The following is an 18,592-nucleotide window of genomic DNA, read 5'->3' on the forward strand; positions in this document are numbered from 1 at the left end:
GGCCACGTCGGGGACCACGTCGCGGAGGGCGAGCCAGCCGTTGATGGCCTGGACGGTCGGCTTGGCCTCGACCAGCTGCGGGTCGTCGAGGTCGTACCAGGCGGCGACCTTGGACCAGCGCCACAGCCGGTGGCCGGCGGTCGACATCTCCGAGGACGGGAACCCGATGGCGCCGCGCCCGCCGGTGATGGCGTGCCGGACGGAGTCGAGGGAGCGGCCGACGCGTTCGGCGATGTCGCGGATCGTCAGCAGGGGGTCGGCCTCCACCTGCAGGACGTGCAGCCCGGGCGCGCTCTCCTCGACGTGCTCGACCACCTCCATGATCGCCGCGGCGAGGGTGGCTCCCGTCCACGAGCAGGACGCGTTGCCCAGACGATCTGCCGAGCGGAGCTCGTCGGTTGGATGGTGGTGGGTGGGGGCTGGAGGACGGTCGGCGTGCTGGGGCTCGCTGATGATCGAGACCGTGACCGCGCCGTGCGTCCGGTCGAACAGCGGGTCCAGCTCGTCCTCGTAGAGGGGACGGCTGAGGATCAGCGCGAAGTCATAGCTCGGCATGCTGATCCTCCTCGGACGTATCTCTCCTGGAAAGGTACAACGCGGACGGGATGTATGCTTGACTCGGGAGCAGTCTCCGGACCCGTATCATGCGTTGATTTCGCATTGGGCGGCCCGTTGACGTAGACTCCTTTGTCGGTCCGTCGACGGCCGCCCGATTTCCCCTTCCTGGCGCTTCGCGCCGCGGTGCGGGTTGCGGCCGATTCTCTCCTGGAGCGCCGGGCCGCGTCCAATGAGCCGACCAGTGAAGCGCGGAGGACATGCCCAAGAAAGAAGGGGCCATCGAGATCGAGGGCACCGTCATCGAGTCGCTGCCCAACGCCATGTTCAGGGTGGAGCTCGACAACGGGCACAAGGTGCTCGCCCACATCAGCGGCAAGATGCGGATGCACTACATCCGGATCCTGCCGGACGACCGCGTCGTTGTGGAGCTGAGCCCCTACGACCTCACGCGCGGTCGGATCGTCTACCGCTACAAGTAATCCCACTGGGGTTGCCTTCCCCGTGCGTGGCGGCGCGGGGGTGACCCTGATCCTTAGGAGACCCAGTGAAGGTCAAGCCGAGCGTCAAGAAGATCTGCAACAAGTGCCGCGTCATCCGCCGGCACGGCCGGGTCATGGTCATCTGCTCTGACCCGCGCCACAAGCAGCGTCAGGGCTGACGCTCACCACCAGCAAGCGCATCGCAGCCTTCACCCCGGGCCGTACGAGTCCTTGATCGGATTCGTGCGGCGCCGTCGTGTGAAGGAACACCCCCGGATCTCCGGAGGCCGGGGCCGCCACCCGGGCAGGGTGTGTGCGGAGGCGATGCGTCCATACCTCCGGGCGAATGAAGGGAACTGCCCACGATGGCACGCCTCCTCGGCGTCGACCTCCCGCGCGAAAAGCGCCTCGAGGTCGCTCTCACCTACATCTTCGGCATCGGCCGGACGCGGGCGCTGGAGACCCTTGCGGGCACCGGCATCAGCGGCGACCTGCGCGTCCACCAGATGGGCGACGAAGAGATCATCAAGCTCCGCGACTGGATCGAGGCGAACTACAAGATCGAGGGTGATCTTCGCCGCGAGGTCCAGGCGGACATCCGCCGCAAGATCGAGATCGGGTGCTACCAGGGCGTCCGGCACCGCCGCGGGCTTCCGGTGCACGGTCAGCGCACGCAGACCAACGCACGCACCCGCAAGGGCAAGAAGAAGACCGTGGCCGGCAAGAAGAAGGCCGGCAAGAAGTAGCAGTCCGGAGTCGGTCCTCCGGATCGATGACCTCAGAGTAGAGAGAGCACATGCCTCCTAAGAGCCGTGTCGGCGCCAAGAAGGTGCGCCGCAAGGAAAAGAAGAACGTCGCTCACGGGCACGCCCACATCAAGAGCACGTTCAACAACACGATCGTCTCGATCACCGACCCCAACGGCAACGTGATCTCCTGGGCCTCCTCGGGCCACGTCGGGTTCAAGGGCTCGCGCAAGTCCACCCCGTTCGCCGCGCAGCAGGCCGCCGAGGCCGCCGCCCGGCGCGCGATGGAGCACGGCATGCGCAAGGTCGACGTCTTCGTGAAGGGCCCGGGCTCGGGCCGCGAGACCGCCATCCGGTCGCTGCAGGCGACCGGCCTCGAGGTGGGCTCGATCCAGGACGTCACGCCCGTTCCGCACAACGGCTGCCGCCCGCCGAAGCGTCGGAGGGTCTGACCCGTGAAAAGCAATCTGGAATTTGCGCAGGCGGCACCGCCCGCCACTGCGCTGGCCAGCCGGGTCTGAGGCAGGGGGAGATCTAGAACAATGGCTCGTTACACCGGTGCGGACTGCAAGCTCTGCCGCCGCGAGAAGATGAAGCTGTTCCTCAAGGGCAGCAAGTGCGAGGGCCCCAAGTGCCCGATCGAGATCCGTCCCTACCCTCCGGGTGAGCACGGCCGCGGTCGGCCCAAGGAGACCGAGTACCTGCTGCAGCTTCGCGAGAAGCAGAAGGCGCGGCGCATCTACGGCGTGCTGGAGCGGCAGTTCCACAACTACTACGTCGAGGCGAACCGCCAGCAGGGCAAGACGGGTGACAACCTGCTCACGCTGCTGGAGCGCCGGCTCGACAACGTCGTCTACCGGGGCGGCTTCGCCAAGTCCCGCGACATGGCCCGCCAGCTCATCCGGCACGGCCACATCCGGGTCAACGGCAAGAAGGTCAACATCCCGTCGGCCCTCGTGTCCGAGGCCGACATCGTCGACGTCAAGCCCAAGTCGATGGAGATGACGCCGTTCCAGGTCGCCAAGGCCGAGACCGGCGACCGCCCCGTCCCGGCGTGGCTCGGCGTGGACGGCGAGAAGATGCGCATCCTCGTGCACTCGATGCCGGTCCGGCAGCAGATCGACGCTCCCGTCCAGGAGCAGCTGATCGTCGAGCTCTACTCCAAGTAGGGCTCACGCCGTCTCGCCGGGGTCCCCAGGTGGGATCCCGGCGAGACGGGGAACGTTTCCGAACGCGGTAGTCAAATAGCGGGCACCGCGGAAAGAAGGCACCACCATGCTCATCGCACAGCGTCCCACTCTCACCGAAGAGCAGGTCGACGAGTACCGGTCGCGGTTCACCATCGAGCCGCTGGAGCCGGGCTTCGGCTACACGATCGGCAACTCGCTGCGTCGTACCCTGCTCTCCTCGATCCCCGGTGCGGCCGTCACCAGCATCCGCATCGAGGGCGTCCTGCACGAGTTCTCCACCGTGCCCGGGGTCAAGGAAGACGTCACCGACATCATCCTGAACCTCAAGGAGCTCGTCGTCTCGTCCGAGCACGACGAGCCCGTCGTCATGTACCTGCGCAAGCAGGGCCCTGGCGAGGTCACCGCGGCCGACATCGCGCCGCCGGCGGGCGTCGAGGTCCACAACCCGGACCTGCACATCGCCACGCTGAACAACAAGGCCAAGCTGGAGATGGAGCTGACGGTCGAGCGCGGCCGCGGCTACGTCTCGGCCGCGCAGAACAAGCAGCCGGGCCAGGAGATCGGCCGGATCCCGATCGACTCCATCTACTCGCCCGTGCTCAAGGTCACTTACAAGGTCGAGGCCACCCGAGTCGAGCAGCGCACCGACTTCGACCGCCTCATCCTGGACGTGGAGACCAAGCAGGCGATGCTGCCGCGCGACGCGGTCGCCTCCGCCGGCAAGACCCTCGTCGAGCTGTTCGGGCTGGCCCGGGAGCTCAACGTCGAGGCCGAGGGCATCGACATGGGCCCGTCCCCGACGGACGCCGCGCTCGCCGCGGACCTGGCCCTGCCGATCGAGGAGCTGAACCTCACGGTCCGCTCCTACAACTGCCTGAAGCGCGAGGGCATCCACTCGGTGGGCGAGCTCGTCGCCCGCTCCGAGCAGGACCTTCTCGATATAAGGAATTTCGGCGCCAAGTCGATCGAAGAGGTCAAGCAGAAGCTCAACGACATGGGCCTCTCGCTGAAGGACTCCCCGCCCGGGTTCGACCCGAGCGCGGCGGCCGACGCCTACGGCGACGACGACCAGGGCTACGCCGAGACCGAGCAGTACTAGAAACCCGATTCCGGCGGCCGGGGGCAGCGTTCCCCGGCCGTCCCGGGACCAGCTGACGCCGGTACCTGATACGGCCGGTGCAGGAAGGAAGAGACATGCCTCAGCCCACCAAGGGCGCCCGCTTCGGCGGCAGCGCAGCGCACCAGAAGCTGATCCTGGCGAACCTGGCGACGGCGCTGTTCGAGCACGGCCGCATCACCACCACCGAGGCCAAGGCCCGGCGGATGCGCCCGCTCGCGGAGAAGCTGATCACCAAGGCCAAGAAGGGCGACCTGCACAACCGCCGCCTGGTGGCCAAGACGATCCGCGACAAGAGCGTCCTGCACGAGCTCTTCACCGAGATCGCGCCGCGCTTCGAGAACCGCCCCGGCGGCTACACCCGCATCACCAAGATCGGCCCGCGCAAGGGCGACAACGCCCCGATGGCCGTGATCGAGCTGGTGCAGGAGCAGCTGACCGCGACCACCGCCAAGGCCGCCCCGGCGCCCGAGGTCGACGAGGCCGAGCTGCCCGCCGAGGGCGAGGTCACCCTCAGCAAGGCCGAGGCGGACGAGCCCGCGGCCAAGGACGAGGCCCAGGACGAGGCCAAGGACGAGGGCGGCAAAGAGTAATCGTCGCTCGACCTAGGCAAGCGTTTGCTCGACATTCGTGAGGGCCCGCCGTTTCCATCCGGGACGGCGGGCCTGATCTTTGCCAGACTTGGTTTCATGGTCAGGTCAGGCGGGCGGCGATTCACCGGGGAGCGTGTCAGGGGAGTACCCGATGGGCGTGGCGCATCGGGAGGAATGGACGACGGACGTTGGAGAAGGACAACTCGACTGACATGACCGCTCTGGTACGACTCCGGCTCGACATCGGCTACGACGGGTCGGACTTCGCGGGTTGGGCGAGACAGCCCAACCAGCGGACCGTCCAAGGCGTCATCGAGGACGCGCTGGCACGGATGCTTCGCCTGGACCCACCCCCTATGCTCACCGTCGCCGGACGCACGGACGCGGGCGTCCACGCGCACGGGCAGGTCGCCCACCTGGTGGTGCCGGTCGCCGCGTACTCGGCGATCAACGGGACCATGCCGCGGCGGCTGGCGGGACTGCTGCCGCCGGACGTGCGGGTATGGCGCGTGTCGATCGCGCCCGAGGGCTTCGACGCCCGGTTCTCGGCGCTGTCGCGGCGCTACGTGTACCGGGTGTGCGACAACCCGGTCGGGGTGGAGCCGCTGCGCCGCCACGACGTCCTGTGGCATCCGCGCCCGCTGAACCTGGACCGGATGAACGACGCCGCGCGGCGGCTGGTCGGCGAGAACGACTTCGCCGCCTACTGCCGGAAGCGGGAGGGCGCGACGACGATCCGGGAGCTGCTGCGCTACGAGTGGGCCCGCGACGACCGCGATCCGCACCTGGCGCTCGCGACCGTGGAGGCCGACGCGTTCTGCCATTCGATGGTCCGCGCGCTCGTCGGCGCGATGCTCATGGTCGGGGACGGGCGGCGCGAGGTGGAGTGGCCCGCCGAGGTGCTCGCCGCGCGCGTCCGCGACTCGGGCGTGAACGTGGCGCCCGCGCACGGCCTGTCGCTGGAGGAGATCCGCTACCCCGGCGACGACAGCCTGGCGAAGCGCGCTCAGGAGACCCGCCGCGTCCGGACGCTGAACGCCACCGCCGCGGCGGTGGCCCCGGAGCAGCCCGCCCCGGCGCCGCGGCAGGGCCCCTGACCGGGGTCAGCCGCGGGCCACGATCGGGCGCAGGTCGTAGTCGATGAACTGCTGCGCGGCCTGCTTGATCACGGGGTCGCCCGGCTTGGCCTTCTTGCCGTTCGCCCACTGCACGTAGGCGTAGGCGACGTACCGGCCGCGGACGGTCGCCGCCGCGTACCCGCCGGCCCGGTCGATGTCGGGGGAGTGCTTGCCCGCCATGCCGCGGAACCACTCGTAGGTGGCGGGGTCGCCGGCCTTGCTGACGGTGAGCGCCGCGTCCTTCGTCGGCATGACCGCGAGCCCGGAGGTGACGGCGAGCTTGCTCTTCGGGTCGATGTACGTGGCACGGACGATCTTGCGGCACTGCTCCTGCCGCAGGGCCGCGAGCATCGAGCCCCGGGCAGCGTACCTGACCTCGCGGTTGAGGGACCAGCGGTCCTGCAGGTAGGTCCGGCCGCCGAGCTGGAGGGTCTTGGCGGGGAACACGTCGTGGAACGCCAGGTCCGCGGTGTCGGTCTTCTCGTTGTCGATGTTCACCGCGGGCGCCGGCGTGGCGGGCGGCGTCGCCGGGGCGGTGGACTGCGTGACGGCGGGCGGCTCGGCGGCCTTCTCGCCGGCGTCCTCGCCGCCCGAACCCGTCCCGCCGATGACGAACAGCCCGGCGGCCGCCGCGAGGACGACCGCGGCGCCGCCGCCGATCAGCAGCGGCCGGCGCTTGCTCCCGCCCGCCCCCTTCGCCGGGGCGGGCGGCGTGGGCCCGCCGGGAGGAGGCGGGGTGTCGACCGGGACGCCGCCCTCGGCCTGGTAGACCGGCGTGATCACCGGGGGCTGCTCGGCGGTCGCGGCGGCGCCCTCGCCGGCCTCGACGGCCTCGGGGTGCGGGAACGGGCCGCTGCCGGTCGGCGGGACGAAGCCGGGCGGCAGGATCGCGTCCGGGACGAGCACCGGCGCGAGCGGCGCGGCGTCCTCCGCCTCCCTCGCCCGGTCGAACGCCGACGCCGGCGCGGGACGGTCCTCCGCGACCTCGTTCAGGACGGGGTTGTCCACGGTGGTCTCGTTCTCCTCGGGCGCCTCGGCCGGCACGGGGCCGGCCGGCGTGTCGTCCTCCGGCCGGACCTCCTCCGCCGGGGGGACGGCCTTGAAGCCGTCGGGGTCGGTGTCGTCCGGAGAGACCGGGGGCTTGACGATCGGCTCGGCGGGGACGGCACGGCGGGAGTCGATGCTGGGGACGCCCTTGCCGGCGACGAGCGTGCCGAGCGGGGCGGCGGTCTCCGGGGCCTCCTCCTCGTCCTCGATCACCACCGGTGCGGACAGGAACTCCGCCGCCGGCTGCGGATTCTCCGGTGCCGGCCGGGCCTCCTCCTGCGCCGCGTCGCCGGGCGGGGAGGTGTCCGCGGACTCGGCGGCCCACCAGGGGGCCTCCAGACCGAAGGCGGGGAGTTGCAGGGAGGCGGAGTCGGCCGCCGGCGTCTCGCCTGCGGCCTCATCGGCGGGGGGAGCCGTACCGCCGAAGCTGGGCGGCGCCGAGTCGGCGGGGACGGCGGCCGTCCCCGCCTCCTCGGCGGTCTCCCGGGCGTCTCTAGGTCCAGACATAAGCAGAGAGGGTATTCAAAGGGGTCACTTTTGGAGGGGCTTGCCTTCGGTTTCCCGGTAGTGCAGGGCCAGCGCCAGGTTGCTGCCCTTGACCATCTGGGTGCCGAAGACGCGGACGGCGGCATGATACTTGTCGGCAATCTTCTTGCCGTCCGGGCGCTGGACCCACGTCATGATGACGTAGTGGCCGCGCGCCTGCGAGGTGCCCAGTGCCTCGCCCTTGCCGTTGGTCTTGGAGACGCCCTTGCCGGGCAGCGCGACCAGGAACGCGTCCTTGCCGGCGGCGGCCTTGACGGCCGTCTTGGCCGCGGCCTCGCTCTCCAGGTTGAACACGCCGACCGTCCCGATGAGGGAGCCGTTGGTCAGCGCGTAGGTGGCGCGGAGCGCCTGCGTGCAGCCGCCCTTCTTGAGGGTCTTCTCCAGGGTCTTGCCGCCGACGACGCCGGTGCAGCCCTTCTTGGCGCTGGCGGCCGTCCGCACGTACTTGTACTTGCCCACCTTGAACTTCCCGTTGCCGTAGACCTCCTTGAGGGTCAGCGGCGCGGGGTCGGTGGTGCGGCTCTGCAGCTTCACCGGCGCGAGGACGGGCTTCGTCGGGCTGGGGGTCGGCTTGGCCTGCGGGGACGCGGCCTCGGAGGACGGCGTCTTCGGCTCGTCGTCGCCCTTCAGCATCGACGACAGCCCGACGCCGCCGCCGATGAGGAGGATCCCGGCCACCGCCGCGCCACCGATGATCAGCGGCAGGTTGCGGCGCTTCTCGGGCGGGTCCTGCGGGCCTTGCGGGCCCGGCGGGCCGGGTGGCATGCCCTCGTAGGAGCCGTAGGGGTCCGCGCCGGCGGCGTTGCCGGCGACGGGCTCGTCGCCCCACGCGGGCGGCTGGCCGGGGAACGCGGCGGTCTGGTCGCCCGGCCCGCCGGGCTGCCCGCCGCCGAACGCCTCATTGCCGAACGACTCTCGGCCCGGCGGCTCCTGCCCGAAGGGCTCCTGGCCGAACTGGTCCTGCCCGAACTGGTCTTGGCCGAAGGGCTCCTGCCCGTACGGCCCTTGCCCGAACGGCTCCTGCCCCGGGGGCTCCTGCGCGAACGGCTCCTGGCCGAACGGCTCTTGCCCGTACGGCATGCCGCCGGGTCCCTCGTCGCGCGGTGCGAAGGGGGACTCGTCGTTGTCGTGGCCGTACGGCGGCGCTTCGGCTCCGGGTCCGTACGGCGCGTGCGGCGACTGCCGCGGAGGCCAGTCGCCGGGTTTGCCTTGATCGCCCGGATAACCCATGGGTTGGACCTTACCGTTCCTCGTTCAGGGCTCTGGACCTTCGAGACACCCACCATGACATGGGGGCGAACCGGACGCCGGTGATTTGCCGAAGGTCGCTGTCCCGGCCGAGGGGCCCGGTCACTTCCAGCCGAAGTCCTGCGTCCACAGTGGGCCACCGGATCCGGACGCCCGCCCGACACCGATGGCGCGCAGCCCGCAGTTGAGGATGTTGGCCCGGTGACCTGGGCTGTTCATCCAGCCCTTCACGACGGCCGCGGCGGTCGGGTAGCCCTTGGCGATGTTCTCGGCGCCGGGGCTGCTGTAGCCGGCGTCCTCCATCCGCTTCCACGGGCTGTCGCCGTTGCGGGACGTGTGGTCGAAGTAGTCGTTGGCCGCCATGTCCGCGGAGTGCTTGCGGGCCGCGACGACGAGCCGTGCGTCGGTGCGCAGCGCCTTGCACCCGTGCTTGGCGCGCTCGGTGTTGGTGAGCGACACGACGGCCGCCTCGGTGCTGGACGATCCGCCGGAGCCGCCGCCCGAGGTGCCGCCCCCGCCCGAGGACGGCGGCTCGGCCGGTTCGGACCGCTCGCCGGACTTGGACGGCCCGGCCGCGGTGCTCTTGCGCGGGTGGATCGGCTTCAGCGGCGGCGTCTGCTCCGCCGTGCTCGGCGCGGCCGAGGCGCTGGGCGTGCCCGCACCGCCCTCCGTGCCCGTCCCGGGCTCCGAACCCGTCCCGGTCGGCAGGTCGCTCTGCGGCCCCTGGAGCACGGGCGAGGCGCCCCGCTCCGGCCCGGACGCGGACGTCTTCTCCGGCCGCAGCTCCGGCAGGACCAGCCGGTCGATCGCGACGCCGAGCCCGATGGCGAGGCCGGACGCGGCGACGACCGCCATGATCCCGGTCGCGCCCTTGCCCCGGGACTTCTTGCCTTCCGGCGGACGCCCGTGCCGCGCCCCGTCGCCGCCGGAGCGGCGTCCCCCGGGAGGGGCGCCGGGGCGGGTACGCCGCGGGCCGCTGGCGACGAGCTCGTCACGGTAGGCGGGCTCGTCACGGGAAGAAGGCGCGCCACCGCGCGGGGCGGCGTCGCGTGGCGCGGAGCCGCGCTGCCCGGCGGGGCCGGGCCTGCGGCGTCCGGCTGGATCACCTGGTCTGCGGGGAGTGGTCAGCGGAGGCTCCCGGGTGCGGGCCGGCATGAGCCGGCGTGGGCCGGTCGCCCGGCACCATATCCCGATATGAACCCCCGGTTACGAAGATCGGCCGATAAAGATCAAAACCGCTACATTCCGTGATCAATAGGCCGCCGACCGTTCGCCATGTACGGCGAATGGCGAGATGGGGGATAATGGGCGGCGCGGCCGAGGGCGTCGTGGCGGCTCGTTTTGACCCGTACGCGCGCGGCCGAGTATCCTGCGTGTTTGTTGTGTGCGTTGACGCGTGCCCGGGTGGCAGGCGGGAGCGACGCGACGACGTGCCGGTGTCCCTTGAGTACGCGCCCCTCGCGGCGTCGTGCGGGGCCCGGCCTCCCGGAGCGCCGGGTCGGATGATCCTCTGATCGGCGCGAGCAGGATTCCGCTGCCAGGCGACGCCCGCCCGCGAGGGTGGGCGGAGGATCGAAACCGCTGAGAGTCGACGAGAAACGAAGGCTTACGACCGTGCGCACGTACACCCCTAAGCCCGCTGACGTCCAGCGTCAGTGGTACGTCATCGACGCGACCGATGTCGTGCTGGGCCGTCTCGCCAGTCAGGTCGCGCAGCTGCTCCGGGGTAAGCACAAGCCGATCTACGCTCCGCACCTGGACACCGGTGACTTCGTCGTCATCGTGAACGCCGACAAGGTGGCGCTGTCCGGCAACAAGGCGGAGCGCAAGAAGGCCTACCGGCACTCGGGGTACCCGGGCGGACTCCGCTCGATCACCTACACCGAGCTGCTGGCCAAGCACCCCGAGCGGGCCGTCGAGAAGGCGATCAAGGGCATGCTGCCCAAGACCTCCCTCGGCCGGAAGATGTTCGGCAAGGTGAAGGTCTACGCCGGACCCGACCACCCGCACCAGGCGCAGAAGCCGGTCCCGTTCGAGATCACCCAGATCAGCCAGACCGGCGAGTGACGCCGCGCACGATCCACTCGTGCGCACCTGAGACAGAGGCCGCCGGGGCACCCGTTGGACGGGCCAGCCGCCCTGGCCAGAACACCCGAGGAGAACCGTGGACGACACCGAGACCACCGGCGCCGAGCAGGCCGCCGAGACCGAGTCGTACGAGGACGCGCCGTCCGAGTACAGCACCGAGACCCCCGAGGCCGCCGGCGAGAGCTTCCTCGGCCAGCCGGTCGCGACCGGCCCCGCGGCCGGCACCGGCCGCCGCAAGCAGGCCATCGCGCGGGTCCGCATCGTCCCCGGCACCGGCCAGTGGAAGATCAACGGCCGCACCCTGGACCAGTACTTCCCGAACAAGGTGCACCAGCAGATCGTGAACGAGCCGTTCGTGCTGCTGAGCCTGGAGGGGCAGTTCGACGTGCTCGCGCGCGTCAACGGCGGCGGCACCACCGGCCAGGCCGGTGCGCTGCGCCTCGGCATCTCCCGTGCGCTGCAGTTCGCGAACATCGAGCACCGCCCGGCGCTGAAGAAGGCCGGCTTCCTCACCCGCGACGCGCGGGTGCCGGAGCGCAAGAAGGCCGGCCTCAAGAAGGCCCGCAAGGCTCCGCAGTACAGCAAGCGTTGATCGACGGCACGAGCCGTCGCACCCCGTGGACTTCTCCGCGGCCGGCCCTCCATGGCCGGCGCACCGGGTGCGGCGGCTCGTCCGCTTTTCCGGGGTTGCCCTCTGCGATCGGGAGTTGAACTGTGGCTCGTCTGTTCGGGACCGACGGCGTGCGCGGGCTCGCCAACCGCGACCTCACCGCCCCGCTCGCCATGGACCTGTCCGTCGCGGCGGCGCGGGTGCTGGGCGAGCAGGGCGCGTTCAAGGGGCACCGGCCGGTCGCGGTGGTCGGCCGCGACCCGCGCGCCTCGGGCGAGTTCCTGGAGGCGGCCGTCGTGGCCGGCCTCGCCAGTTCCGGGGTGGACGTGCTGCGCCTCGGCGTCCTGCCGACGCCCGCGGTCGCGCACCTGACGCACGCGCTGGACGCCGACCTCGGCGTGATGCTGTCGGCGTCGCACAACCCGGCCCCCGACAACGGCATCAAGTTCTTCGACCGCAGCGGCTACAAGCTGCCCGACGAGATCGAGGACCGGATCGAGGCGCGGCTCGGTGAGGTCTGGGAGCCGCCGACCGGTTCCGGGGTCGGCCGCGTCCGGGAGGCGCACGGCGCCGTCGAGCAGTACGTGGCGCACCTGCTGACCACGGTCCCGGTGTCGCTGGACGGCCTGCGCGTCGTCGTCGACTGCGCGAACGGCGCGTCCTGCGACGTGGCCCCGGAGGCGCTGCGCCGCGCCGGCGCCGAGGTCTTCACGATCGGGACGGCCCCCGACGGGCTGAACATCAACTCCGGCTGCGGCTCCACCCATCTGGAGGCGCTGCAGAAGGCCGTCCACGAGCACGGCGCGGACGTGGGCATCGCGAACGACGGTGACGCCGACCGCTGCCTGGCCGTGACCGCGTCCGGCGAGATCGTGGACGGCGACCAGATCATGGCGATCCTGGCCGTCGACCTGCGCGAGTCGGGCGTCCTCGCCGCCGACACCGTCGTCGCGACCGTGATGTCGAACCTGGGCTTCAAGCTCGCGATGCGGGAGGCCGGGATCACCGTGGTGGAGACCGCGGTCGGAGACCGGTACGTTCTGGAGGCGATGAAGGAGGGCGGGTTCGGGTTCGGCGGCGAGCAGTCCGGCCACGTCATCATGCTGGACCACGCCACCACCGGCGACGGCGTCCTCACCGGGCTGCACCTGCTCGCCGCGATGGTCCGCACGGGCCGTCCGCTGGACGAGCTGACCAAGGTGATGACGCGGCTGCCGCAGGTCCTCATCAACGTGAAGGACGTCGACAAGGCGCGCGCCAAGACGTCCCCGGAGCTGGCCGAGGCCGTCGCCGCCGCCGAGGCGGATCTGGGCGACACCGGCCGCGTCCTGATCCGCCCGAGCGGCACCGAGCCGATGGTCCGCGTGATGGTCGAGGCGGCCTCCGAGGCGCAGGCCCAGTCGGTCGCCGAACACCTCGCCGGCGTGGTGAAGACGACGCTGGGCTAGCGTTCGTCGATCTCCAGTTTCCCCACCTTGAGGTGCTTGATCTCCACGATCCCCGCCTCAAGGTGGCCGACGACGGCCCGCTTGACGACGAGCTTGCCGATGGCGACCGCGCCCACGGCCAGGGCGCCGACCGCCATCGCCCCGACCGCCAGCGAGCCGAGCCCGTTGGCCGGCCGCAGCGTCAGCCCGGTCGCCGACGCCCCGGTCACCTCGGCTCCGGTGGCCCGAGCCCCCACGCTCCGCTTGGTCCGCACCCGCGCCTGCTCGTCCGCGCCCTCGTTGCCGTTCGCTTCGCTCATGAAGAGCACCCTACGACCCGTTGACTTGCGGTGTGTCGTTGTTATGCGGCCGCTCATGACAACCACGCGCCGCGAGTCAACAGCGGGTGAGGAAGGTTTGGAGGGCGTCGTGGTCGGCGCGGGTCGTCGGGAGGGAGTACTTCTTGGCCACGGCCACGTACTTGATGGCGTAGGCGCACTGGAAGGGCTTCTGGGGCTTCCACTCGCCGGGGCCCGAGTCGCTCTTCTGCCGGTTGGGCACGCCCCAGACGGCGAGCAGGTTGCCGTGGTCGTTGGCGAACGTCTCGCGCCGGTCCTCGCTCCAGCGGGACGCGCCCATCCGCCAGGCGAGGGCGAGCGGGTAGACGTGGTCGATCTGCACCTCGGAGGCGTCCTTCTTGGCGAAGGTGATCTTCTTGCCGCTGTAGGGGTCGTCCAGCCGGCCCGCCATGACGACGCAGTCGCCCTTCTTCTCGACCTTCGTGAGGTCCCGGTCGAGGACGTCGTTGCGCTGGTCGCAGCCGTTGTGGTCGGTGTCCTTCCAGCGCGTCCCGAACTTGCCGCGCTCGTAGCCGCCGCCGTCGCCCTCGGACGCGATGCGCAGGCCGGACAGGTCCTTGCGTGCGCGGGCCTGGTCGCCGGAGGCGGGCTTGTGGCCGCCAGAGGCGGGCTTGCCGCTCCCGGCGGACGGGGACGAGCCGGGCTCGGTGACGCTCACCTTGCCTTCGCAGCCCGCCGCCGCCAGCGGGACGGCGATCATGAGGGCGGCCACGGCCGTCCGCATGGCCGGCCGCGGGGCCGTCCGGGGGGCGTGTGACATGCCTTCACCGTCCTGGGGGTTTTCTGTTTATATTTGCCACTTCGCAGGTAAATAACCGATCAAACCGTATGGCCTGGCGTCCCCGCCACACCGCCCCGCCGTTTACGGCACGATTGGCCCGTGCTGCATCTCAGAGCGATCGTCCCGGCGGACCGGACGGACGCGTCCTGCAAGGCGCTGGCCGAATGCGCCGGGGCGACCAACGTCGTCGTCATCGAGGGCGCGGCCCGCGTCCCGCCCGGCGACCTCGTGACCGCCGACGTCGCCCGCGAGTCCGCGAACGAGGTCCTGGACGCGCTGCGCGCGCTCCACGTCGACCGGGACGGCTCCATCGCCCTCGACAAGGTCGACCTGACGCTGTCGGAGCGCGCCGAGCTGGCCATGGAGCGGGCGCCCGGCCACGGCGACGACGCCGTCGTCTGGGAGGAGCTCGACCGGCAGGTCAGCGAGGGAACCGCGCTCACCTGGTCGTTCGTCGCGTTCCTGGCGCTGGCCACGCAGCTCGCCGGGATCGCCGCGCTGATCGACTCGCCGGTGCTGGTGGTCGGCGCGATGGTCCTCGGGCCGGAGTTCGGCGCGATCGCGGCGATCTGCTACGGGCTCGTCCGGGGGCAGCCGCGCCGGATCGTGGACGCGCTGCGCGCGCTGCTGGTCGGGTTCGCCGTCGCGATCGTGATCACCTATGTGTGCGCGCTGGTCAGCCGCTGGATCGGGGTGATCGAGCTGGACCGGCTGCCCGACGACCGGCCGCTCACCGCGTTCATCTACAGCCCGGACCGCTGGTCGTTCATCGTCGCGCTGCTCGCCGGCGGCGCCGGGGTGCTGTCGCTCACCGCGGGCAAGTCGTCGGCGCTGGTCGGCGTCTTCATCTCCGTCACCACGGTGCCCGCCGCCGGGAACCTCGCGGTCGCGATGGCGCTGCGGCACACCAGCGAGATCACCGGCTCGCTGCTCCAGCTCGCCGTCAACTTCGCCGGGATGGTCATCGCCGGGGCGCTGACGCTGCTCGTCCAGCGGTACCTGTGGGCGGCGGTCCTGCGGCAGCGGGGCAGAAGGTCGGCCGTTCGGGGAACTTAGGTCGATCCAGGATCGGACCAAAGGCCACCCCTCATCGCCCTTTAGGGTGACGTGACGCACGGCGCCAGCCGCTAGGTTCGACCGTATGCCGATAATCGCCACCCAGGGCCTGACGATGAGGTTCGCCCGGGTGACCGCCCTGGACGACCTCTCCGTGGCCGTCGAACCCGGAGTCGTCGGGCTGGTCGGTGCCAACGGCGCCGGCAAGTCGACGCTCATCAAGATCCTGCTCGGCCTGCTGCCGCCGACCTCGGGCACCGCGACCGTGCTGGGCCTCGACATCGCGCGCGAGGGCCTGCGGATCCGGGAGAGCGTCGGGTTCATGCCCGAGTACGAGTGCCTGCCGCCGGACGTCTCCGCGACCGAGTTCGTCGTGCACATGGCCCGGATGTGCGGGCTGCCTCCGACCGCGGCCCGCGAGCGCGCCGCCGACACGCTCCGGCACGTCGGCCTGTACGAGGAGCGGTACCGTCCCATCGGCGGCTACTCCACCGGGATGCGCCAGCGGGTGAAGCTCGCGCAGGCCCTCGTCCACGACCCGAAGCTCGTCTTCCTGGACGAGCCCACCAACGGCCTCGACCCGGCCGGCCGCGACGAGATGCTCGACCTGATCCGCCGCATCGGCGCCGAGTTCGGGATCAGCGTCCTCGTCACCTCCCACCTGCTGGGCGAGCTTGAGCGGGTCTGCGACCACGTCGTCATCATCGACGGCGGGAAGCTGCTGCGCTCGCAGGCCGTCGAGGCCTACACCACGGAGAGCGGCGTCCTCACCGTCGAGGTGGACGACGGACGCGACACGCTCGGGCAGCACCTCCACGACCAGGGCGTGACCGTCCATCCGGAGGGCCGGTTCCTCGTCGTCGACATCGCCGGCGAGCAGACCTACGACCTGATCCGCGACGGCGTCGCCGACCTCGGGCTGCGGCTGATCCGGATGGAGCAGCGCCGCCACCACATCGAGGAGGTCTTCCAGGCGGGGCCCGCGGGGCCCGCGGGGCCGCCCGCACCGGCCGGTGCCGTCCAGCCCGGTGCCGTCCAGCCCGGTGCCGTCCAGCAGGGAGCGCCGCGATGAGCACCAGCACGATCCACGACATCGGCTACCGGCACTACGACGGGCGCCGCAACGGCCGCGCCTACGTGCTGCGGTCCCTGTACGTGCACAACCTGCGCGCCGCGTTCGGCCTCGGCCGCCCGGCGCGCGCCAAGGTGATGCCGTTCCTGCTCGCGGCGATCATGCTGCTGCCGGCCGCCGGGTCGGTCGCGGCGTTCGCGTTCACCAAGGAGCCGGACGCGCTGTTCCGGTACGCCTCCTACGCCGTCATCATGCAGGTCATCGTGGCGATCTTCCTGGCCACGCAGGCGCCGGTGCTGGCCTCCCGGGAGATCCGCTTCCACGTCATCCCGCTGTACTTCTCGCGGCCGGTCGGCCACCTCGACTTCGTGCTGGCCAAGGGCGCCGCGATGGCGTCCGCGCTGTTCGCGCTGATGGCGGTGCCCGTCACCGTCCTCTACGTCGGCGGCCTGGTCGCCAAGATGCCGGACTCGGGCGAGCAGGTGCTCAAGTGGCTGGGCGCCCTGGTCGGCTGCGTGCTGTTCGCGCTGGTGCTGGCGGCGATCGGGATGGTGGTCGCGGCGTTCACCCCGCGGCGCGGCTTCGGCGTCGCCGCGGTCATCGCCGTCTACATGGTCAGCGCCGCGTTCGTCGGCGCCGTGCAGGGCATCGCCGAGGCGCAGACGAACTTCACCCTCCAGGGCTGGGCGGGGCTGTTCACGCCGTTCAACCTGGTGGACATCGTCCAGGTCCGGTTGCTCGGGGCGCAGTCATCGTCCGCCGGGGTGCCGTCCGGTATCGAAGGCGGCATCGTCGCGCTGGCGCTGTGCGCCGTCATCGTCCTCGGCTCGATCGCGGTCCTGTACCGCCGGTTCCGGAAGGCGGGACTCTCATGACCGAGCGAAGCGAAACGGGGGGTGCGGGGGGTCGTCCCCCCACAGGGAACCCGAGTGAGCTGATATTGGAGAACGTGTCCCGCTGGTACGGGAACGTCGTCGCCGTCAACGGCGTGTCGATGAAGGTCGGGCCGGGCGTCACCGGGCTCCTCGGCCCGAACGGCGCCGGCAAGTCGACGCTCATCCACATGATGGGCGGGTTCCTCGCGCCCTCGTCCGGGTCCGTCACGCTGGACGGCACGCCGATCTGGCGCAACCCGGGCGCCTACCGCAGCCTCGGGCTCGTCCCGGAACGGGAGTCGGCGTACGACTTCCTCACCGGCGAGCAGTTCATCCTCGCGATGGCCAAGCTGCACAAGCTGCCCGAACCGGGCGCCGCCGCCCGCCGCGCCATCGGCCTGGTGGAGATGGAGTACGCGGCCGACCGGCAGATCGGCAACTACTCCAAGGGCATGAAGCAGCGCATCAAGATGGCCTCGGCGCTGGTGCACGACCCGCCCGTCCTGCTGCTGGACGAGCCGTTCAACGGCATGGACCCGCGGCAGCGGCTCCAGCTGATGGACCTCATCCAGCGGATGGCCGCCGAGGGCCGCACGATCCTGTTCTCCTCGCACATCCTGGAGGAGGTGGAGCGGCTCGCCAGCCACATCGAGGTGATCGTGGCGGGCCGGCACGCCGCCTCCGGCGACTTCCGCAAGATCCGTCGGCTGATGACCGACCGGCCGCACATCTTCCTCGTCCGCTCCGCCGACGACCGCCGGCTCGCCGCCGCGATCATCGCGGACGGGTCGGCCCGCAGCGTCCAGCTGACCGACAAGGGGCTGCAGGTGGAGGCGATCGACTTCCAGCGCTTCACCTGGCTGCTCCCGCAGGTCGCCCGCGACGCCGACGTGCGCCTCTGGGAGGTCTCCCCGGCCGACGAGTCCCTCGAAAGCGTCTTCTCCTATCTGGTGGCGACATGAACGCGACGATCGCGATGATCACGTTCCGGGCGATGCTCGGCCGCAAGCGCGCGCTGCTCCTGCTGGCCCTGCCGCTGCTCCTGCTGGTCCTGGCGATCGGCCTGAAGGCGACCGGGAACGACGACCTGGACATCTCGGCGACCGTCCAGCAGCAGTTCGGGCTGGCGACGCTGCTGCCGCTGCTCGCGCTGATCGCCGGCACCGGCGTGATCGGGCCCGAGATCGACGACGGCCAGATCATGTACGTGCTGACCAAGCCGATCCCGCGCGAGGTGATCGTGCTGACGAAGCTCGCCGTGGCGATCGTGCTGACGACGGCGTTCGCGGTCGTCCCGACGCTGCTGGCGGGGCTGATCCTGACCGGCACGACGGCGCAGCTGACGCCCGCGTTCGCGCTCGGGGCGCTGGTCGGCGGCATCGCCTATAGTGCGGTGTTCGTCGCCCTCGCGGTCGCCAGCCGCAACGCCGTCACGATCGGCCTGCTGTACGCGCTGGTGTGGGAGACGCTGCTCGGCAGCTTCGCGCCGGGCGCCAAGTCGGCGTCCATCCAGCAGTGGTCCCTGTCGGTCATCGACGCGCTCACCGGGGCGTCGCCGGTCAAGTCGACGGTCGACCTGCCGCTGGCGATCGCGCTGCTGGTCGTGGTCACGCTCGCCGGGACGTTCCTCGCGGCGTTCCGCCTGCGCACGCTGGCGGTCGCCAGCGCGGACTAGCGGGCGG

Annotated in this window: 22 protein-coding genes; 16 read left to right on the forward strand and 6 right to left on the reverse strand. The window is 71.1% G+C overall.

The window, feature by feature from the left end:
- On the reverse strand, positions 1 to 555 hold a 555-nt coding region (locus E1293_RS16410; protein WP_132198273.1), incomplete at its 3' end, for a hypothetical protein.
- A gap of 260 nt (positions 556 to 815) precedes the next feature.
- Here E1293_RS16410 and infA point away from each other — a divergent pair.
- The 8 genes from infA to truA all read left to right on the forward strand — a co-directional run bounded on the left by infA (position 816) and on the right by truA (position 5,780).
- A complete protein-coding gene (infA, locus tag E1293_RS16415; protein WP_018657567.1) occupies positions 816 to 1,037 on the forward strand; it encodes a translation initiation factor IF-1 in 222 nt (73 codons plus the stop codon).
- Between the two features lie 65 nt (positions 1,038 to 1,102).
- A complete protein-coding gene (gene rpmJ / locus E1293_RS16420) occupies positions 1,103 to 1,216 on the forward strand; it encodes a 50S ribosomal protein L36 (RefSeq protein ID WP_021596712.1) in 114 nt (37 codons plus the stop codon).
- 186 nt (positions 1,217 to 1,402) lie between these two features.
- Positions 1,403 to 1,783, forward strand: coding sequence for a 30S ribosomal protein S13 (gene rpsM / locus E1293_RS16425; protein ID WP_132198274.1), 381 nt, complete (start codon positions 1,403 to 1,405; stop codon positions 1,781 to 1,783).
- Between the two features lie 50 nt (positions 1,784 to 1,833).
- Complete coding sequence (gene rpsK / locus E1293_RS16430) at positions 1,834 to 2,235, forward strand: 30S ribosomal protein S11 (RefSeq protein WP_021596710.1); 402 nt, start codon at positions 1,834 to 1,836, stop codon at positions 2,233 to 2,235.
- Positions 2,236 to 2,325: 90 nt separating this feature from the next.
- Entirely contained in the window at positions 2,326 to 2,952 is a 627-nt protein-coding gene (rpsD, locus tag E1293_RS16435) for a 30S ribosomal protein S4 (RefSeq protein WP_132198275.1), read from the forward strand.
- Positions 2,953 to 3,058: 106 nt separating this feature from the next.
- Complete coding sequence (locus tag E1293_RS16440) at positions 3,059 to 4,072, forward strand: DNA-directed RNA polymerase subunit alpha (protein WP_132198276.1); 1,014 nt, start codon at positions 3,059 to 3,061, stop codon at positions 4,070 to 4,072.
- A 95-nt stretch (positions 4,073 to 4,167) separates the two neighbouring features.
- Entirely contained in the window at positions 4,168 to 4,683 is a 516-nt protein-coding gene (gene rplQ, locus E1293_RS16445) for a 50S ribosomal protein L17 (protein ID WP_132198277.1), read from the forward strand.
- Between the two features lie 212 nt (positions 4,684 to 4,895).
- On the forward strand, positions 4,896 to 5,780 hold the full coding sequence (gene truA / locus E1293_RS16450; RefSeq protein ID WP_207938884.1) for a tRNA pseudouridine(38-40) synthase TruA: 885 nt from the start codon (positions 4,896 to 4,898) through the stop codon (positions 5,778 to 5,780).
- 6 nt (positions 5,781 to 5,786) lie between these two features.
- Here truA and E1293_RS16455 read toward each other — a convergent pair whose 3' ends face one another.
- From E1293_RS16455 to E1293_RS16465, 3 genes are all read right to left on the reverse strand, one after another.
- A complete protein-coding gene (locus E1293_RS16455) occupies positions 5,787 to 7,355 on the reverse strand; it encodes a hypothetical protein (RefSeq protein ID WP_132198278.1) in 1,569 nt (522 codons plus the stop codon).
- Between the two features lie 24 nt (positions 7,356 to 7,379).
- Positions 7,380 to 8,624, reverse strand: coding sequence for a hypothetical protein (locus E1293_RS16460; RefSeq protein WP_132198279.1), 1,245 nt, complete (start codon positions 8,622 to 8,624; stop codon positions 7,380 to 7,382).
- A 120-nt stretch (positions 8,625 to 8,744) separates the two neighbouring features.
- Complete coding sequence (locus E1293_RS16465; protein WP_132198280.1) at positions 8,745 to 9,797, reverse strand: CAP domain-containing protein; 1,053 nt, start codon at positions 9,795 to 9,797, stop codon at positions 8,745 to 8,747.
- A gap of 459 nt (positions 9,798 to 10,256) precedes the next feature.
- Here E1293_RS16465 and rplM point away from each other — a divergent pair, with 459 nt between their 5' ends.
- The 3 genes from rplM (at position 10,257) to glmM (ending at position 12,788) form a co-directional block, all read left to right on the forward strand.
- Positions 10,257 to 10,709, forward strand: coding sequence for a 50S ribosomal protein L13 (gene rplM / locus E1293_RS16470; RefSeq protein ID WP_132198281.1), 453 nt, complete (start codon positions 10,257 to 10,259; stop codon positions 10,707 to 10,709).
- 97 nt (positions 10,710 to 10,806) lie between these two features.
- Entirely contained in the window at positions 10,807 to 11,322 is a 516-nt protein-coding gene (rpsI, locus tag E1293_RS16475; RefSeq protein ID WP_132198282.1) for a 30S ribosomal protein S9, read from the forward strand.
- Between the two features lie 122 nt (positions 11,323 to 11,444).
- Positions 11,445 to 12,788, forward strand: coding sequence for a phosphoglucosamine mutase (gene glmM, locus E1293_RS16480; RefSeq protein WP_132198283.1), 1,344 nt, complete (start codon positions 11,445 to 11,447; stop codon positions 12,786 to 12,788).
- Here glmM and E1293_RS16485 read toward each other — a convergent pair.
- The gene (locus tag E1293_RS16485) at positions 12,785 to 13,087 is read right to left on the reverse strand and encodes a hypothetical protein (RefSeq protein ID WP_132198284.1); all 303 of its coding nucleotides are present in this window, start codon (positions 13,085 to 13,087) and stop codon (positions 12,785 to 12,787) included. The two genes, glmM and E1293_RS16485, sit on opposite strands and share 4 nt — an antisense overlap.
- Before the next feature lie 76 nt (positions 13,088 to 13,163).
- Positions 13,164 to 13,886 (reverse strand): HNH endonuclease family protein, encoded by a 723-nt coding sequence (locus tag E1293_RS16490; RefSeq protein ID WP_243716267.1) that lies wholly within the window; start codon positions 13,884 to 13,886, stop codon positions 13,164 to 13,166.
- A gap of 120 nt (positions 13,887 to 14,006) precedes the next feature.
- On the opposite strand from E1293_RS16490, the gene E1293_RS16495 reads away from it, so the two are divergent.
- From E1293_RS16495 to E1293_RS16515, 5 genes are all read left to right on the forward strand, one after another.
- On the forward strand, positions 14,007 to 14,963 hold the full coding sequence (locus tag E1293_RS16495; RefSeq protein ID WP_132198285.1) for a DUF389 domain-containing protein: 957 nt from the start codon (positions 14,007 to 14,009) through the stop codon (positions 14,961 to 14,963).
- Positions 14,964 to 15,048: 85 nt separating this feature from the next.
- Complete coding sequence (locus tag E1293_RS16500; protein WP_132198286.1) at positions 15,049 to 16,035, forward strand: ABC transporter ATP-binding protein; 987 nt, start codon at positions 15,049 to 15,051, stop codon at positions 16,033 to 16,035.
- Positions 16,032 to 16,910 carry an ABC transporter permease gene (locus tag E1293_RS16505; protein ID WP_132198287.1) on the forward strand — a complete coding sequence of 293 codons (879 nt, stop codon included), beginning with the start codon at positions 16,032 to 16,034 and terminating at the stop codon, positions 16,908 to 16,910. The genes E1293_RS16500 and E1293_RS16505 overlap by 4 nt, the downstream gene beginning before the upstream one ends.
- On the forward strand, positions 16,907 to 17,872 hold the full coding sequence (locus E1293_RS16510) for an ABC transporter ATP-binding protein (protein WP_132198288.1): 966 nt from the start codon (positions 16,907 to 16,909) through the stop codon (positions 17,870 to 17,872). The genes E1293_RS16505 and E1293_RS16510 overlap by 4 nt, the downstream gene beginning before the upstream one ends.
- Positions 17,869 to 18,585, forward strand: a complete 717-nt coding sequence (locus tag E1293_RS16515) for an ABC transporter permease (RefSeq protein WP_132198289.1) — start codon at positions 17,869 to 17,871, stop codon at positions 18,583 to 18,585. Before E1293_RS16510 ends, E1293_RS16515 begins: the two co-directional genes overlap by 4 nt.
- The last annotated feature ends 7 nt before the right edge of the window (positions 18,586 to 18,592 follow it).

The organism is Actinomadura darangshiensis (genome assembly GCF_004349235.1).
GTDB classification, from domain to species: Bacteria; Actinomycetota; Actinomycetes; order Streptosporangiales; family Streptosporangiaceae; genus Spirillospora; species Spirillospora darangshiensis.

Coding starts and splice junctions, on each gene's coding strand:
- E1293_RS16515 (WP_132198289.1), top strand. CDS start 17,869: ATGAACGCGACGATCGCGATGATCACGTTCCGGGCGATGCTCGGCCGC.
- truA (WP_207938884.1), top strand. CDS start 4,896: ATGACCGCTCTGGTACGACTCCGGCTCGACATCGGCTACGACGGGTCG.
- rpsM (WP_132198274.1), top strand. CDS start 1,403: ATGGCACGCCTCCTCGGCGTCGACCTCCCGCGCGAAAAGCGCCTCGAG.
- rplQ (WP_132198277.1), top strand. CDS start 4,168: ATGCCTCAGCCCACCAAGGGCGCCCGCTTCGGCGGCAGCGCAGCGCAC.
- infA (WP_018657567.1), top strand. CDS start 816: ATGCCCAAGAAAGAAGGGGCCATCGAGATCGAGGGCACCGTCATCGAG.
- rpsK (WP_021596710.1), top strand. CDS start 1,834: ATGCCTCCTAAGAGCCGTGTCGGCGCCAAGAAGGTGCGCCGCAAGGAA.
- rpsD (WP_132198275.1), top strand. CDS start 2,326: ATGGCTCGTTACACCGGTGCGGACTGCAAGCTCTGCCGCCGCGAGAAG.
- E1293_RS16490 (WP_243716267.1), bottom strand. CDS start 13,886: ATGTCACACGCCCCCCGGACGGCCCCGCGGCCGGCCATGCGGACGGCC.
- E1293_RS16440 (WP_132198276.1), top strand. CDS start 3,059: ATGCTCATCGCACAGCGTCCCACTCTCACCGAAGAGCAGGTCGACGAG.
- E1293_RS16460 (WP_132198279.1), bottom strand. CDS start 8,624: ATGGGTTATCCGGGCGATCAAGGCAAACCCGGCGACTGGCCTCCGCGG.
- E1293_RS16505 (WP_132198287.1), top strand. CDS start 16,032: ATGAGCACCAGCACGATCCACGACATCGGCTACCGGCACTACGACGGG.
- E1293_RS16485 (WP_132198284.1), bottom strand. CDS start 13,087: ATGAGCGAAGCGAACGGCAACGAGGGCGCGGACGAGCAGGCGCGGGTG.
- E1293_RS16510 (WP_132198288.1), top strand. CDS start 16,907: ATGACCGAGCGAAGCGAAACGGGGGGTGCGGGGGGTCGTCCCCCCACA.
- E1293_RS16465 (WP_132198280.1), bottom strand. CDS start 9,797: ATGCCGGCCCGCACCCGGGAGCCTCCGCTGACCACTCCCCGCAGACCA.
- E1293_RS16455 (WP_132198278.1), bottom strand. CDS start 7,355: ATGTCTGGACCTAGAGACGCCCGGGAGACCGCCGAGGAGGCGGGGACG.
- E1293_RS16500 (WP_132198286.1), top strand. CDS start 15,049: ATGCCGATAATCGCCACCCAGGGCCTGACGATGAGGTTCGCCCGGGTG.